The organism is Burkholderia sp. HI2500, from assembly GCF_002223055.1.
Classification (GTDB): Bacteria; Pseudomonadota; Gammaproteobacteria; order Burkholderiales; family Burkholderiaceae; genus Burkholderia.
Genome location: NZ_NKFL01000006.1, coordinates 1,794,438 through 1,810,017, shown reverse-complemented (window position 1 = coordinate 1,810,017; position 15,580 = coordinate 1,794,438). Strand labels below are relative to the sequence as shown.

General features: G+C 68.0%; 13 protein-coding genes. 6 read left to right on the top strand and 7 right to left on the bottom strand.

The window, feature by feature from the left end; all coding sequences use genetic code 11:
• Positions 1-46: 46 nt before the first annotated feature.
• Genes CFB45_RS25835 through CFB45_RS25825 form a run of 3 tightly spaced genes read right to left on the bottom strand, consistent with a single transcriptional unit; the run spans position 47 to position 4,248 of the window.
• Positions 47-1,534, bottom strand: a complete 1,488-nt coding sequence (locus tag CFB45_RS25835) for an efflux transporter outer membrane subunit (RefSeq protein WP_089427989.1) — start codon at positions 1,532-1,534, stop codon at positions 47-49.
• Positions 1,535-1,547: 13 nt separating this feature from the next.
• On the bottom strand, positions 1,548-3,134 hold the full coding sequence (locus CFB45_RS25830) for an MDR family MFS transporter (RefSeq protein ID WP_089427988.1): 1,587 nt from the start codon (positions 3,132-3,134) through the stop codon (positions 1,548-1,550).
• Positions 3,127-4,248: an HlyD family secretion protein gene (locus CFB45_RS25825; RefSeq protein ID WP_089427987.1), complete on the bottom strand. Its 1,122-nt coding sequence runs from the start codon at positions 4,246-4,248 to the stop codon at positions 3,127-3,129. Before CFB45_RS25825 ends, CFB45_RS25830 begins: the two co-directional genes overlap by 8 nt.
• 92 nt (positions 4,249-4,340) lie before the next feature.
• On the opposite strand from CFB45_RS25825, the gene CFB45_RS25820 reads away from it, so the two are divergent.
• A complete protein-coding gene (locus CFB45_RS25820; RefSeq protein WP_089427986.1) occupies positions 4,341-5,174 on the top strand; it encodes a CerR family C-terminal domain-containing protein in 834 nt (277 codons plus the stop codon).
• Between the two features lie 27 nt (positions 5,175-5,201).
• Here CFB45_RS25820 and CFB45_RS25815 read toward each other — a convergent pair whose 3' ends face one another.
• Together CFB45_RS25815 and CFB45_RS25810 are read right to left on the bottom strand one after the other, a co-directional pair.
• Positions 5,202-7,694, bottom strand: a complete 2,493-nt coding sequence (locus CFB45_RS25815) for a mechanosensitive ion channel family protein (protein ID WP_089427985.1) — start codon at positions 7,692-7,694, stop codon at positions 5,202-5,204.
• 299 nt (positions 7,695-7,993) lie between these two features.
• Positions 7,994-8,953, bottom strand: coding sequence for an LLM class oxidoreductase (locus CFB45_RS25810; RefSeq protein WP_089427984.1), 960 nt, complete (start codon positions 8,951-8,953; stop codon positions 7,994-7,996).
• Positions 8,954-9,138: 185 nt separating this feature from the next.
• On the opposite strand from CFB45_RS25810, the gene CFB45_RS25805 reads away from it, so the two are divergent.
• Positions 9,139-9,537 (top strand): lysozyme inhibitor LprI family protein, encoded by a 399-nt coding sequence (locus CFB45_RS25805; RefSeq protein ID WP_089427983.1) that lies wholly within the window; start codon positions 9,139-9,141, stop codon positions 9,535-9,537.
• A 21-nt stretch (positions 9,538-9,558) separates the two neighbouring features.
• Here CFB45_RS25805 and CFB45_RS25800 read toward each other — a convergent pair whose 3' ends face one another.
• Entirely contained in the window at positions 9,559-10,290 is a 732-nt protein-coding gene (locus CFB45_RS25800) for a GNAT family N-acetyltransferase (protein ID WP_089427982.1), read from the bottom strand.
• A gap of 1,033 nt (positions 10,291-11,323) precedes the next feature.
• Here CFB45_RS25800 and CFB45_RS25790 point away from each other — a divergent pair.
• The 4 genes from CFB45_RS25790 (at position 11,324) to CFB45_RS25775 (ending at position 14,913) form a co-directional block, all read left to right on the top strand.
• Positions 11,324-12,220 (top strand): NAD-dependent protein deacetylase, encoded by an 897-nt coding sequence (locus tag CFB45_RS25790; RefSeq protein ID WP_089427981.1) that lies wholly within the window; start codon positions 11,324-11,326, stop codon positions 12,218-12,220.
• On the top strand, positions 12,217-12,858 hold the full coding sequence (locus CFB45_RS25785) for a DUF938 domain-containing protein (RefSeq protein ID WP_089427980.1): 642 nt from the start codon (positions 12,217-12,219) through the stop codon (positions 12,856-12,858). The genes CFB45_RS25790 and CFB45_RS25785 overlap by 4 nt, the downstream gene beginning before the upstream one ends.
• Positions 12,859-12,955: 97 nt before the next feature.
• Positions 12,956-14,368: an NADP-dependent phosphogluconate dehydrogenase gene (gene gndA, locus CFB45_RS25780; RefSeq protein WP_089427979.1), complete on the top strand. Its 1,413-nt coding sequence runs from the start codon at positions 12,956-12,958 to the stop codon at positions 14,366-14,368.
• A 200-nt stretch (positions 14,369-14,568) separates the two neighbouring features.
• Positions 14,569-14,913, top strand: coding sequence for a DUF4148 domain-containing protein (locus CFB45_RS25775; protein WP_043177725.1), 345 nt, complete (start codon positions 14,569-14,571; stop codon positions 14,911-14,913).
• Between the two features lie 123 nt (positions 14,914-15,036).
• Here the strand turns inward: CFB45_RS25775 and CFB45_RS25770 are convergent, their stop codons facing one another.
• The gene (locus CFB45_RS25770; RefSeq protein WP_089427978.1) at positions 15,037-15,357 is read right to left on the bottom strand and encodes a hypothetical protein; all 321 of its coding nucleotides are present in this window, start codon (positions 15,355-15,357) and stop codon (positions 15,037-15,039) included.
• Positions 15,358-15,580 lie beyond the last annotated feature (223 nt).

Below are 15,580 nucleotides of genomic sequence, written 5' to 3'. Positions count from 1 at the left end.
CCGCAGTCTCGACAAACCTGGCTGTGCGGCACCGATCAACCCGGCATCAACCCGCGCCTGCCTGCCACCCGAGCCCGAGGTTCTTCTGCAACGACACGTAGTCCTTGATCAGCTCGGCCTGCCCGGCGATCACGTTCTGCTGCGCGGCCAACGCTTCGCGTTGCGTATCGAGCAGGTCGATCATCGATGCGACGCCCGCGCGATAGCGCTCGTCCATCAGCGACCGGGAATGCACGGCCGACGTCTGCACCTTGGTGAGCGCAACGACATGCTCGCGCTGGTGCCCGTAACGTTGCAATGCCGTGTTGGCGTCCTGCAAGGCCCCCAGCACCGCCTTCTGATAATTCGCTTCCGCCTCGTCTCGCGATGCCTCGGCCGCGCGCACCGCACCGCGCGTACGCCCGAAGTCGAGAATGTTCCATTGCAGATACGGCGCGCCGACCCAGGTGAAGTTCTGCTTGCGGAACAGGTGGCCCGGGTCCGTCGCGCTGAAGCCGAGATCGCCGAGCAGCGTCACCTTCGGGAAATAATCGGCGACGTGCTCGCCGATCTGCGCATTGCTCGATGCGAGCCGGCGCTCGGCCGCGCGAATGTCGGGGCGCTGTTTCAGTAGCGTGGCCGGATCGCCGATCGCGACGCTGCCGGGCAGCGTCGGCAGCGGCGCATCCGATGTCGACAGTGCGGCGTCGAGCGCACCGGGCGCGCGGCCCGTCAGGATCGCGAGCCGGTCGAGCGATTCCGTCACCTGCGCGTCGAGCGGGATCAGCGATGCACGCGTGTTTTCGACTTGCGTCGTCAGGCGTTCGATGTCGGCATCGGCGGCAACGCCACGCGCGCGACGCTGCTGCGTGAGTTCGAGCATCTTCTGCTGCAGTTCGGCAGTGCGCCGCGACAGCGCAAGCCGCTGCTGTTGATCGCGCAGGTCGATGTACGCGTTGGCGACTTCGGCAGCGATCGACACCTGCGTGTCGGCGAGATCGGCGTCGACCGCTTCCGCTTGCGCAGATGCCGCTTCGACCGCGCGGCGCGTGCCGCCGAACAGGTCGATTTCCCAGGTTGCGTCGAAGCCTGCCGAATAGAGCTGCAGCGGGCCCGAGCCACCCAGCGACGGCGAGGTGCCGCCCGATTGACTCGAACCGTTCGACGGCAGCAGCGAACCGAGCGCGCTCACGTCCGGCTCGCGCATGCGGATGGCGGCGACGGTGGCCGACGACTTCGGCAGTTGGGCCGCACGTTGTTGCGAGAGCTGCGCGCGTGATGCGCGCAAGCGGGCTTGTGCCGCGTGCAGATCGGGGTTGTACGCGAGCGCGGCGGTGATCAGGTCGTCGAGCTGGCGATCGTTGAGCGCATGCCACCATGCGCTCGGCGCGGGCGCCGCGGGGTCGACGCCGGTGGCCGGCGCGCGCACGAAGGTCGGCGCATCCGGTGCGGCGGGCGCGCCGCGATAGTCGGGGCCGACCGTGCAGCCGGCGAGCAGGCACGCGGCCGCGCACAGCGTGAGCGCGGGGCGGCGGGGCAGGGAGAAGGGTTTCATCGCGTAAGACGGTTCAGTGGCCGGACGACATCGGCTGCGGCCCGCGCGGCGTTCTCAGCAGCAGCGCGAGCGGCACGCAGGCAAGCAGCGCGAGGCCCAGCAGATAAAAGGTTTCGGAATAGGTCATCACGACGGCCTGGATCTGGATCTGCTGCGCCAACTGTCCGAGCGCGCGCATGTTCGAATACGCGAGGTCGCCGGTGTGCGAGAACCAGTTGGCCGCGTAGGCCGACAGCCGGTCCTGCCCGATCAGCGAGTTCGCCGTCACCGATTCGCGGAGCGCGGCCGTATGGAAGGTCGTGCGCCGGTCGATCACGGTGCCGATGATCGCGAGCCCGATCGAGCCGCCGAGATTGCGTGCCATGTTGTAGAGCCCGGCCGCATCGCCCGAGTCTTCGCGTGCGACGGCCGCCATCGAGGCCTGGTTCAGCGGCATCATCGCGAGCATCTGCGCGACGCCGCGAATCAGTTGCGACCAGACGAAGTCGTGGCCGACGCTCTGCGCGGTCAGGCTGATGTCGAGCATGCAGCTCAGGCAGAACAGCAGCAGCCCCGAGATCACGAGGATGCGGAAATCGACCTTGCCGAGCAGGCGCGGCAGGATCGGCATCACGAGGAAGGCGGGCAACCCCGACAGCAGCATGATCGCGCCTGCCTGTTCCGCGTTGTAGCCGGCGACGATCGCAAGGAACTGCGGCAGCAGGTAGGACACGCCGTACAGCCCGGCGCCCACCGCGGACACGATCACGATCACGCTCGCGTAGCGCGGGTTGCGCATCAGCGACAGCCGCATGATCGGCCGCTTTGCAAAGATCTGCGACAACGCGATCAGGATCATTCCGGCAAGCGACACGAGGCTCAACGAGACGATCATCTGCGATTCGAACCAGCGCTCGCGCTGGCCTTCCTCGAGCACGACGGTGAGCGAGCTCAGCCCGATCGCAAGACCAAAGATCCCGAGCCAGTCCGCGTTCAGGAATGCATGCCATTGCGGGCGGTCCGACGGCAGCCCGAATATCAACAACGCCATCAGCAACAGGCACACCGGCAGATTCAGGAAAAAGCACCAGCTCCAGCTGACGTTCTCCGCGAGCCAGCCGCCGAGCACGGGGCCGAACAGCGGCCCGAGCAGCACGATCAGGCCAAACAGCGTCATGCCGACCGGCAACTGCGACAGCGGCAGCCGCGTGCGGATGATGGTTTGCGCAGTCGGGATCAGCGCACCGCCGGTGAAGCCCTGGCCGATCCGGCCGGCGATCATCATCGGCAGCGAATGCGACCAGCCGCACATCATCGAGAAGGCAATGAACAGCGCGGAGTTCGTCAGCAGGAAATTGCGCAGCCCGAACACGCGCGTGAGCCACGCGGCGAGCGGGATCATCACGATCTCCGACATCAGGTAGCCGGTCGAGATCCACGTGCCTTCGGTGCCGGTCGCGCCGATTTCACCCTGGATCTGCGGCAGCGCGGAGTTCGTGATCGAGATGTCGAGGGTCGCCATCAGCGCGCCGAGCGCGCCCGCCGCGACCGCGATCCAGTCGGTCACGCTCGCACGGCCTTCGTGCGGCGGCATGGGCATCGTGGCGGACGGTTCAGCCATGATGCGTCTCGTCGCGGGCCGGGCGCGTATCGACGTCGACCGTCACCGACAGCCCCGGCAGCAGCATGCGCTGCGCGCGGGCGTCCGCGGCGAGGCGGATGCGCACCGGCACGCGCTGGACGATCTTCGTGAAGTTGCCGGTCGCATTCTCGGGCGGCAGCAGCGCGAATTGCGCGCCCGTGCCGGGGGCGAAGCTGTCGACCACGCCGGACAGCGCGTCGTCCGGCAGCGCGTCGACGTGCAATTCGACGGGCTGGCCGATGCGCATGTTGCCGATCTGCGTTTCCTTGAAGTTGGCGACGAGGTAGATCGAGTCGACGGGCACGACGGTCAGCAGGCGCGTGCCGGGCTGCACGTATTGACCGACGCGCACGGTGCGATCGCCGACGCGGCCGGCGAGGGTGCTGCGCACGATCGTGTTGTCGAGGTCGAGCTGCGCCTGTGCGGCGCTGGCCTGCGCGGCTTCGAGCTGCGCGCGCGCCTGCTGGAGCTGCGCGGTGTACGACGCGATCTGCGTGCGGGCGGCCGCGATCGACGCATTGTTCGCGGCGAGCGTCGCGGCCGCCTGATCGCGCGTGCTCTTCAGGTCGGCCACGCGTTCGCGCGTTTCCGCGCCGGTCGCGGCGAGCGGCGCATAGCGCGTGTATTCGTCGCTGGCGTGCTGCGCATTGATGCGCGACACCTTCGCCTGTGCGTCGGCCTGTTCGAGATTCGCGTGCTGCTGGCGGATGTCGGCCTCGGCGCGTGCGATGTCGGCGCGGCGCGCATCGACGGTCGCAAGCGACTGCGCGAGCGCGACCTGGTACTGGCGGACGTCGAGCCGCACGAGCGGATCGCCGGCCTTCACGGCCTGGTTGTCGCGCACGTACACGTCGGTCACGTAGCCGGCGACCTTCGGCGCGGCGGTCATGCTGTCCGCCTGCAGGTACGCGTCGTTGGTGCTTTCGATGAAGCGGCCGACCGTCCACCAGCGGCCGAGCCAGACGGCGCCGCCGATCGCCGCGAGCACGGCGACGACGAGCAGGATGCGCCGTTTCGATCCGTTGCCGTTGCGCGGGGTTGTTCCGTTTTCCTGACGATCTGCTTTCTGTGGCGGGTCTTGCGGCGTCGACATGCTGGCATCCAATTTATTCCAAGTGGAAGAATTATTCCAGTTGATAAAATTGTGTCAAGTAGAATGTCGGTCGATCGAATGACGAGGAAGGCATGAACGAAGCGAAGAAGCTGCGCCGGACGTCGGCGGGCGGCTACGCCCGCGGCGACGAAACGCGCCAGCGGATCATCGAGGCGGCGATCGAACTGTTCGGCGAGCGCGGGTTCGCAGGGGCGTCGACACGCGAGATCGCCGCGATGGCCGGCGTGAACGCGCCGGCGCTCCAGTACTACTTCGAGAACAAGGAAGGCGTGTACCGCGCGTGCGTGGAGACGATCGCGGAGCACGGCTGGGAAGTGTTCGCGCCGGCGGTCGGCCATGCGTGGGCGATGCTCGATGCGGACGCGGACGTCGACGTGCTGATCGATGCGTTCGTCGGGCTGCTGCGCGCGCTGTCGGACCGGATGTTCACGGCGCCGAAGACGATGAACCAGCGGATGTTCTTTGCACGCGAGCAAGGCGGCCAGGAGCCGGCGAGCGCGAGCGAAATCCTGATGAAGCGCATGCGCAAGCCGCTGAACGACGTGAGCGCCGAGCTGATCGGCCGCATCTCGGGGCGGCCGGCCAACGATCCCGTCACGCGCCTGCGTGCACTGAGCCTGTTCGGGCAGATCACGGTGTTCCACATCGCGCAGCGTTCGGCGCTGCAGTTGCTCGAATGGGAGGCATTCGAAGGCGCGCGCGCGGAATTGCTGATCGACACGATTGCCGAGCAGACGCGGGTGCTGCTCCAGCAATGGCACGTGCAGCGCGACGTATTGGCCGCCGAATCTGAAGCCGGCTCGAAGCGGGAGCCGGGTGCGACGGCGAAACGTACGGCGAAGGCCGGGGCGTCGACGCCCGCCGCGAAAGGCCCGCGGCGCGGGAGCAAGCCCGCCGCGCGTTGAACGCGGCGCGCCGTCGGCCCCGGCCGGTCAACCCGGCTTGCGCTCCGGTGCGGCCGGCGACGGCGGCCGGGCCGTCACTTCGGCAGCATGGCTGCTGCCGCCGTGGGTGCCGTTTTCGTCATCGACCACCGGCCGCGATCCGTCCGCGTACGCAACGACGCTGCGCTGCGGATTGGCGATCCGGATGCCGCGTTCGCGGAACGTCTCCGCGATCCGCCGGTTGAATTCACGCTGCACGCTCCAGCGCGTCGAGTCCGTGCATTGCATCTGTCCGGCCAGCGCGAGCGTCGCGCCGTCGACCTGGTCGATACCCCAGTAGCTGAAGTCCGACAGGATGCCGTCGCGGTACTTCGGATCGTCGCGCAAGGCCGCACCGATCTCCTTCAGCGTCGCGATCGCGCGATCGATATCCTCGCCGTAGGCAATGCTGATCTTGACGGCCGCGTTGCCGAGTCCGCGATTCGTATTGTTGACGGTCGTCACCGAGCTGAACGGAATCGTGTACAACGACCCGTCGCCGGCGCGCAGCCGCACGGTGCGGATCGACAGGTACTCGACCGTGCCCGACACGCCGGCGAGCGTGACCCAGTCGCCCACCTGCATCGCGTTTTCCATCAGCAGGAAGATCCCGGTGATGAAATCCTGCACGAGCTTCTGCGAGCCGAACCCGAGCGCGACACCGAAGATGCTGGCGCCGGCAAGCAGCGGTCCGACGTTCACGCCGAGCTGGCTGAGGCCCGTCAGCACGACGACGAGCGCGATCATCACGAACAGCAGTGTGCGCAGCATCGGCAGCAGCGTGCGCAGCCGCGCCGCGCGCATGAGATTGCCTTCGCGCGTCCAGCGCTGCAGGCGGCGCTCGATGGCGATGTTCGCGGCTTCCCACACGACGAGCGCGACGATGGCCGCGATGGCGATCGTCACCAGCGCCGACGCGAGCCGGTGGCCGATCGTGCCGGTCTCGAACGCGCGGAAGATCGGTACGCCCCAGATCTGCAGCAGCAGCACGATGGTCACGATGCCGATCGCGCCCGACACGATCTGGCGCAGCAGCGGGTAGTAGCGGTACGCGTGCGCATGGACGATCGTGCGATCTTCGTCGCGGCCCTGGAACAGCCGCGCGAGCGCGCCGAACACGACGATCGACACGATCCGCATGCCGATCATCACGGCGATCGAGCGGCCGCCGAGCGTGATCAGCACGCGGTAGCCGTTGTGGACGTCGAGCGCCCACACGAACCACAGGGCCATCACGATGAAGACCGATACGGGCGCCCATGCGTCCGCGAGCGCGTTGGCGATCATCGCGAAGGACGGGCGATCCTCGCCGGCCGCGCGGATCCGCGCGGCGACCGGCAGGCGGCACTGGAGGATCAGCGCCGAGACCATCAGGTGCCCGACGAGCGCGACGGCTTTCAGCAGCGCGACGTGACCGGCGTCGCTGAGGCCGAAGTTCGCGGCGATCTCGACCGCGGCCGTGCAGGCGCCGACCACGATCACGATCCGCGCGATCGAGCGTTGCGCGAAGTCGGCCCACGCGTCGCTGATGTGCAGCAACCGCAATTGCCGCGCATCGGGCTGGAAGAACAGCCGGCTGACGATCGTGACGAGCCGGCAGATCACGTAGATGTCGATCAGCGCTTCGAGCGCGGATTCGACCGGGGCGCCCGTATCGCCGATCACCGACATCGTCAGGCTCGCGACGCCGACGAACACGAGCAGCGGTACGGCCCGTAACGCAAGGCTGACCAGCGCGCGCGGCATCCGGTGCAGCAGCGTGGTGTGGCGGCGCGCGTGGCCGCGGCCTTGCGACGACGCGGGCGCGGCGTCGGGGACGTTGGAAGCGTCTGGCGGGGCGGCTGCGCCGGGTGGTGCGTTGTCTTCGTCGAGCGTCGCGGAGCCGGGTGTAACGGACTCGGGCGCGGACTCGGACTCGGGCGCGGTGCGGCGCGACGTGTCGGCGCGCCGAGCGGCCACTGCGGCCAGCGCACGTCGCAGCAGCCGCTTCGCGAACCATTCGACGACGAGCGCGGGGACGAGCACGGCGATGATGATCCAGAGCGTGTGTGCAAGATCCGCGCGCTCGTCGGCGCGCACCAGCTTGTCATGCCACCAGCTGCCGACCGAGCCGACATCGAGCAGCGAGTGCAGCGATTCCTTCAGCGCACCGCCGATTTCGATGGTCCAGCGCGATCCCTGCCGGACGAGCATCGATGCGAGCCCGTTCGACGTCAGTGCCGCCGGGGCCGCGGCGGCCGACGCGGCGCTGGCCGCAGCCGCATCGCTCGCCGCGAACGCGGGCGCGCTCAACGCGCCGACGGCCGCGATCGCACGCAGCGTCGTTTCGACCTGCGCGCGATCGCGCGGATTTTCGAGCACATTGAGTGCCTGCTGCGCCTGTTGCGGCGTCAGCGCGGGCGCGGTGGCGGAAGCGGCCGACGCGGCGGCCGGGGCGGGAGCGGCCGCATGGGCGGCCGAGACGACGGCGGCCAGCAGCCAGCCGAGGAGGAAATGTCGCATGGAGTAGGCATGCGGGCGCGCATCGGCGCGCGGCCCGCCAGGCTGAACGATGGACGGAAGTTAACATGATTGCGATGGGAACCGAATAGTTCCGTCGACGATCATTCGAATCGGGCATACCCGGCGCGGCGCGGGCGTTTGCGGCGCGTGTGCGCAATCATGGGTCCGACGCGGACCGCGGGTCGTCGGACAGGTTGGGGCGTTTCAATGATCAACGCGTAAGACATTTGTAATGCCGGCTCGTCGACAACGATGAGCCACGCACGCGCCGGGTCGAATTAATCTGGAATCCTGCCGAATCACGCGGGCTCGTCGTGAAAAACCGGCAGGACGTGTTCCGCGATTTCCTCGATGACTTCGCGCACGGGCCGGTCCGAGCCCGGATTCAGCGTGACGTGGTGCGTGCCCGCGGCGTGCATGTCCCGCAGGATGTCGATCAATGCGCGGCGTCCGGTTGCATAGCCGAGCGGCAATGCGGTAGCCGGCGCATCGGGATCCGCGACGAGGTCGAGCCGCATCGATACGCCGAACGCGCGAAAGGCGGGCGTCGCGAGCCGGTCGACCGCCGCGCGCCACATCGAATGGCGTGCGCGCTGCGTGTCCGGATCGCGGTGGTACGTCATCCAGCCGAGCGAGTGCCGCGCGATCCAGTCGACACTTTGTCCGCCCGAGCCGACCGCCAGCATCGGCACGGCGTCGGCGCCGCGCGGCAGCAGCGTGAATTCGGGCGCATCGGGCGGCGCTTCGTCGGGCACCACGCGCGATGGCACGCCGAGCGCGGCCGCTACGACGTCCCAGTGGGCGCGGTAGCGGTCGCGCCGCGTCTCTGCGTCGACGCCGAACGCCGCATATTCAGGCGGCCGGTCGCCGGAGCCGAGCCCGAGGATGAAGCGGCCGCCCGACAGCGTTGCGACCGACAGCGCGCCTTTCGCGATATGCAGCGGATGACGCAGCGGCAGCACGATCGCGCCGCTGGCGAGCGCGATCCGGCGCGTGCGTGCCGCCAGTGCGCCGAGCAGGACCCACGGGTCGAGGTGGCCGACCGGATCGGGGTAGTCGGCGCTGTTCAGCGGCACGTCGCGAATCCACAGTGCGCGAAAGCCGAGCGCGTCGGCCAGCGCCGCGAGTTCGAGCTGCTCGTCGAAGTCGGCGACGATATGGCCGGTGCGAAGCAGCGGAAGCGTGAGGCCGATCGACAACCGTCCGTCCGAAAAGACGCGATGCGCGACATCGGGGCGGGCAGGGGCGGGCGTGGTCATGTCGAGTCCTTGGAGGCAGCGCGAAGCGAACGCGCGACGTTGCGTGTTCGAATGCTAGCGTGTTTGCACGACGGTTGCCCGGTATGGCATGCGCAGTGACCGGTTGACGTCGAGGCAACGCAGGGCATGCGGGCAGCGGGCCGGGCATAATCGGGGCCTTCCGTCATTGAAGACAACAAATCCGCATGAATATGCTTCGACACATGGCGATCGGTCTGGCGGCAAGCGCGATGCTGTTCGCGGTCGCGTCGGACGCGCTCGCGGACGATGCGCAGCGCGCCGCTATTTGCAAGACCGCCGAGGAAACGGGCTACACGGCCGACATCCGCAATTGCCTCGGACTGAAATACGAAGCAGCCGACAAGCGCTTGAATGCGGTCTACAAGACGAAGATGGCGAGCCTGGATGCGCAGGGGCAGGCGAGACTGCGCAACGACGAGCGCCGCTGGCTCAAGGCGCGGGACGCGACGTGTGCCGAATCGCGGCAGCCCGATGCGGGCGGCACGCTCGGGCTCGTGGAGGTCGACAGTTGCTTTGTCAACGAAACCGAGCGTCGCATCAAGGTGATCGACGCCTTTCGTTGAGGGGGCGCGCCGGCTCCAGTGCTATGCCACTCGCAGCGTCGTGCCGCGCAGCGTGAGGCCGAGGCGCGACGCCACGCGTCGTGACGCGCGGTTGTCGCTGTCGGTGCTGTAGAACAGCGTGCGCGTTTGAAGCGACGGCAGCCGCGACCACGCCGCGGTCACCGCCGCCGCGAGCCCGCGCCCGCGAAATGCAGGGGCCGTCGCGAGACCGAGTTCGGCACCGGCTTCGGACAGCCGCGCGGCAAACGCGACCGACGCGACTTCTCCATCGACGACGGCCGCGCACCACGGCGCCCACAGATCGGCGGCGCTTCGAAATCCCATCGAGTACAGGCCTTCGGGCATCCCGTGCGTGGACAGCGCATGCAGCAGATGCCGGCCAGCGTCGCTGTCGCCGTCGATCAGCGCGACGCGCGCGTCGGTGTCGAAACCGAGTGCGTGCGGCAGCGGGTAGACGAGGCCGATATTCCAGTGCGGAACAGGGGCGAGCAGCGCGAGATAGCGATCGAGGTGCGCGGGCTGCATGCGGTCCGCCAACGGCGGTTCGCTGCTGGCCAGGTGCGCGAGTTCGTCTGCAACAGCAGTGGGCACGTCGGCGCGTATGCCCGCCAGGTTGCCGTCGGCGCTTCGGCCGAGCCAGAAGCGCGGCCCGGGCGAGCAGTCGGGATCGTTCTCGCGTTCGATCCGGCGATCCGGATGCAGGCGGAACAGCGTGCGGTAGTCGGTATCCAGCCAGTCGTGTGCGTCAGGCATGTGTCGGGTAGTGGGCTCCGGTCGGGTGGTGCGTGCCGCGCGAGGAAGGCCAGGACGGCGCCGCGCGCCGGTTCATGCGGCACTGTGGGCCGATTGTAAGCCGTTCGGCGGTCGCGCGCCGATGCAACGTCGCGCCGCCCGCTTGGGCCGGGCGGGTGCGGCGTGACGGCTCGCCCGGCCGATGCCCGCCGATCCGGCAGGCGTTTCAGTTTCGAAACGTTCGCGCTGCTTGCCGGTGCGCGATGCGCGTCGATGGCCCCGTTTTGACCCGCGCGGCCTTGCGGCGTGAAGCATGGTGCGCTCCTTGCATATCTGTGCAGGCCGTGAGCGCGGTCGCGGACGCAGTCGGTCCGGCGATCGCTTCAGTGGGTCGGACGTATCGGAGACGGGGACAAGAGAATGAAAACAGACCGAATCGCAACGTGTCGTGTTGCAAACATGAATCGCCGACCTGCCGGGCCATTCGCTTCGCCGTTTATCGAGGCGACGTGAGCGCGCGGCTTTCCGTTCCATCCGAGCAATCGGGTTTGTTCTGAACGACGACGTGCAGGCATGACGCACGAGGCCGACTGGTGCCAGTCGGCCGTCGGGGATGAACCGTGAATGCCTGCGGATGGCCCGGCCCGGATCCCGGATCGTCAATCTGCCGCGCGCAACGCAAGTCGTCGTGCGGCGTAGGCGTGTGCGTGCCGTGCATTGCGGCGGCGCGACGGGGCCGAACCGGAACGCACCGGAAAGCCAGCAGCGCATCGATGCATTCGGCATCGCGGAACACATGGAGTCCAGGGGAAGCGTTCACCCGCCGCAGCAGGGCGGACGCCGCGAAATTGTGCTGTCAGTTGATCCACTACCCCGATGGATCAATTGTTGAAGCGCCCATCGCCGAGTGGCGGATGGGCGTCTTTTTTTGTGCGCCGATGTGCGACGCGGGCCATCGGCCCGATCGCGCGGCGTTCTGTATCATGTGCTGGCGTGTCTGGCACGCCCGTGCGGGCGCACGGCTTGCCGACCCGCCCGATCACGCGTTGCCAACATGAACGACACAGCTCAGAACGATCCCTCAACCGCCGACGTCGATCCGGCCGCACTCGATGCGCTGCACACGTTCGTCGAGCGTCATCCGCGCCTGCTGGTGCTGACCGGCGCGGGCATCAGCACCGATTCCGGCATTCCCGGCTATCGCGACCGCAACGGCCAATGGATGCGCTCGCCGCCGATCCAGCTCCACGAATTCCTCGGCTCCGATGCCGCGCGGCGGCGCTATTGGGCGCGCAGCATGATCGGCTGGCCCGTCGTCGGCCGCGCGCAGCCGAACGGGTCGCACGTGGCACTGGCGCGGCTCGGCAGCGCGGGACGGGTCGAGCGGCTCGTCACGCAGAACGTCGACGGCCTGCACCAGCGCGCGGGCAGCGGCGACGTGATTGAACTGCATGGCGGAATCGACGGCGTCACGTGCCTCGGCTGCGGCGCGCATCATGCGCGCGCGACGATCCAGGTCATGCTCGAGGCCGACAATCCCGAACTGCTGGGCGCGCAGGCCGAGCCGGCCGCGGATGGCGACGCGCACCTCGAATGGGCCGCGCTCGACACGTTCCGCATTCCGGCGTGCCCCGCGTGCGGCGGGCTGCTGAAGCCGGCGGTCGTGTTCTTCGGCGAAAACGTGCCGCGCGAGCGCGTGGCGCTCGCGTCGCAGGCGCTCGAGGCGGCCGATGCGCTGCTGGTCGTCGGCTCGTCGCTGATGGTGTATTCCGGCTACCGCTTTTGCGTGTGGGCGCAGGCACAGAACAAGCCGGTCGCCGCGCTCAATCTCGGCCACACGCGCGCCGATCCGATGCTGACGCTGAAGGTCGAGGCGCGCTGCGCACCCGCGCTCGACGCGCTGACTGCGCGGCTGGGCCTCGCGAACCACGCACGGGAGCACGCATCGTGACCGATCCGACCGCTTCGCCCGATCCGTCCGCGCGGCTGTCGGCGCCGGCGGCCGAACGCAATCGCGGGCCGATCCTCGACGTCTTGCGCCGCGTGCTGCCGGCGAGCGGCCGCGTGCTCGAAATCGCGAGCGGCACGGGGCAGCACGCGGTCCACTTCGCGCAGGCGCTGCCGGGCCTGCACTGGCAGCCGAGCGATCCCGATGCGCAGGCGCGGCGCTCGATCGCCGCGTGGGTTGCCCATGCCGGCCTCGCCAACGTTGCCGGGCCGCTCGCGTTCGACGTGCGCGACGCGTCGTGGCCGGTCGACACGCTCGATGCCATCGTCTGCATCAACATGATTCACATCTCGCCGTGGGCCTGCACCGACGCGCTGTTCGCGGGTGCGTCGCGCCTGCTGCGGCCGGGCGGCGTGCTGTTCCTGTACGGGCCGTATCGCCGCGAGGGCCGGCATACGGCGCCGTCGAACGAAGCGTTCGACCTGCAGCTGCGCGGCCGCGACCCGTCGTGGGGCGTGCGCGATCTCGAGACCGTCGTCGCGCTCGGCCTCGATCGCGGGCTCGACTGCATCGAGGTGGTCGAGATGCCGGCGAACAACCTGAGCGTCGTGTTCCGGCGGCTGCCGCACGCGGAGCAATGACACGCAAGCGCGCATCGCCGCCGGGTTTCCACTATCCTTTCGCCTGTGCGCGCGACCCGGCTCGGGTCGCGCCCCGTTTTTTCCGGAGAATTGACTAATGGGCAAACAAGCAATCGGTGTGATCGGGCTCGCGGTGATGGGCCGCAATCTCGCACTCAATATCGAGAGCCGCGGTTACGCGGTGTCGGTGTACAACCGCAGCCGCGAGAAAACCGACGAACTGATCGCCGAATTCCCCGGCCGCAATCTGGTGCCGACCTATACGCTCGAGGAGTTCGTCGCGTCGCTCGAAACGCCGCGCCGGATCCTGATGATGGTGAAGGCCGGCGAAGCGACCGATGCGACGATCGCGTCGCTCAAGCCGCTGCTCGAGAAGGGCGACGTGCTGATCGACGGCGGCAATACGCACTTCACCGACACGATCCGCCGCAACCAGGAGCTCGCGCAATCGGGCCTGCACTTCATCGGCACGGGCGTGTCGGGGGGCGAAGAGGGCGCGCTGCGCGGCCCGTCGATCATGCCCGGCGGCCAGCGTGACGCATACGACCTCGTCGAGCCGATCCTCAAGCAGATCGCCGCCAAGGCGCCGTCGGACGGCGAGCCGTGCGTCGCGTACATGGGCCCGGACGGTGCGGGCCATTACGTGAAGATGGTCCACAACGGCATCGAATACGGCGACATGCAGCTGATCGCCGAAAGCTATGCGGTGCTGAAGGACGTCGCGGGCCTGACCAACGACGAACTCGGCGCGGTGTACACCGAGTGGAACCAGGGCGAGCTCGACAGCTACCTGATGGAGATCACGTCGAAGATCTTCAGCAAGAAGGACGAGGAAACCGGCAAGCACCTGGTCGACGTGATCCTCGATCGCGCCGCGCAGAAGGGCACCGGCAAGTGGACGAGCCAGAATGCGCTGGATCTCGGCGTGCCGCTGCCGCTGATCACCGAATCGGTGTTCGCGCGCGTGCTGTCGTCGCTGAAGACCGAGCGCGTCGCGGCCAGCAAGGTCCTCTCGGGCCCGGCCGCCGCGCCGTTCGAAGGCGATCGCGCCGCGTTCGTCGAAGCGGTGCGCCGCGCGCTGTACCTGAGCAAGGTGATCTCGTACGCGCAGGGCTTCGCGCAACTGCGCACGGCGTCGGAAGAGTACGGCTGGAACCTCGATCTCGGGACGATCGCGAAGATCTTCCGTGCAGGCTGCATCATCCGCGCGCGCTTCCTGCAGAAGATCACGGACGCGTACGCGAAGGATTCCGCGCTCGCGAACCTGCTGCTCGATCCGTACTTCAAGGACATCGCCGCGAATTACCAGGCATCGCTGCGCGACGTCGTGGTCGCCGCGGTGAAGGCCGGCGTGCCGGTACCGGCGTTCGCGTCGGCGGTCGCGTATTTCGACAGCTACCGCTCCGAGCGGCTGCCGGCGAACCTCGTGCAGGCGCAGCGAGATTTCTTCGGCGCGCACACGTTCGAGCGTACCGACAAGCCGGGCAGCTTCCACGCGAACTGGTCGTAACCGGCTGGCGAGGGCGGCATTGTTGCGAAAATCTATTCTATCGATAGGGTTTTTCGATACCGGATGCCGGGATTGTTGGTTCCTGGGAAATAGTGTTTTCGTCGTTTCATGGTTTTCCCTAGGTGTTGCCGGGACTAAACTCTGTTCCATCGCTGCAGACATGGTGTGTGCGGCGGAGCAAAAAAATCCCGGAGGTAATCATGAAATCGCTGATCGCAACGTTCGCCGCAGCTGCCGTCCTCGCCGTTCCCGCCGTCTCGTTCGCCCAACAGAACGCGCCCGTCACCCGTGCACAAGTGAAGGCCGACCTGGTCGCCGTGCAACAGGCCGGCTACAAGCTGGGCAGCGACCGTACGAACTACCCGGAAGGCATCCAGGCTGCTGAAGCCCGTCTGAACCCGCAACAGAACGTCGCCGCTGCCGACACGACCGGCTACGGCGCGCAACCGGCTGCCGCGCAGGAATCCGGCGCGCCGGCCAAGGCCAAGACCGGCTGGCAAGTCAAGCGTATCGCTGACGACGCCCCGATCTACAAGGGTCGTTAATGGTGCGGCCGCCTCGGCGGCCTGATCCGACCCTGGAAGCACAAACAGCCCGTCGTTCCGTCATGCGGAACGGCGGGCTGTTTTCATTGGCGGCGCGCCTATCGCGCCAGCCGCTAGTTCAGTTCAGTGCAGCGCGTGCCGGCGGTGCCCGATATCCCGGACCAGCGCTTCGGCCGGTTCCAGCACCTGCAGCCACGTTTCGTCGTAGCCGCTCAACGTGTCGAGCGCATCGCGCAGTCGCTCGATCGCGAGGATCGGCAGCTCGACGCTGTGGCGCGGGGCGCCGGTCATATGCGCGACGCTCGCCAGCTGGACGAGCGCATCGGCCGCCTCGGCGACGTCGGTCGCGAACAGCAGGTGCCGGTTGAGCAATTCGACCAGGCCGCTGGAACCGGAGAAGTCGTCGGCGTTGAGCTGCACGGAAAGAAACGTCGCGTTGTTCATTGTCATGCTCCTCGTTGTCGTTGGATCGCGCAGTGCATCACCGAGTATAGGTGGCGAACGACGGGGAGAATGTGACGGGATCGAGACTGCCCGCAAGGGCGGCGCGGCGAGCGGAAGCGCCGCCACAGCCCGCCCGACGGCCCGCGCGGCGCGGCTTGCAGGCCACCGGCACGCCGGTGCGACGCCGCAAGATTGTTGCCGGATCAGGTACCTGACGCGGCCT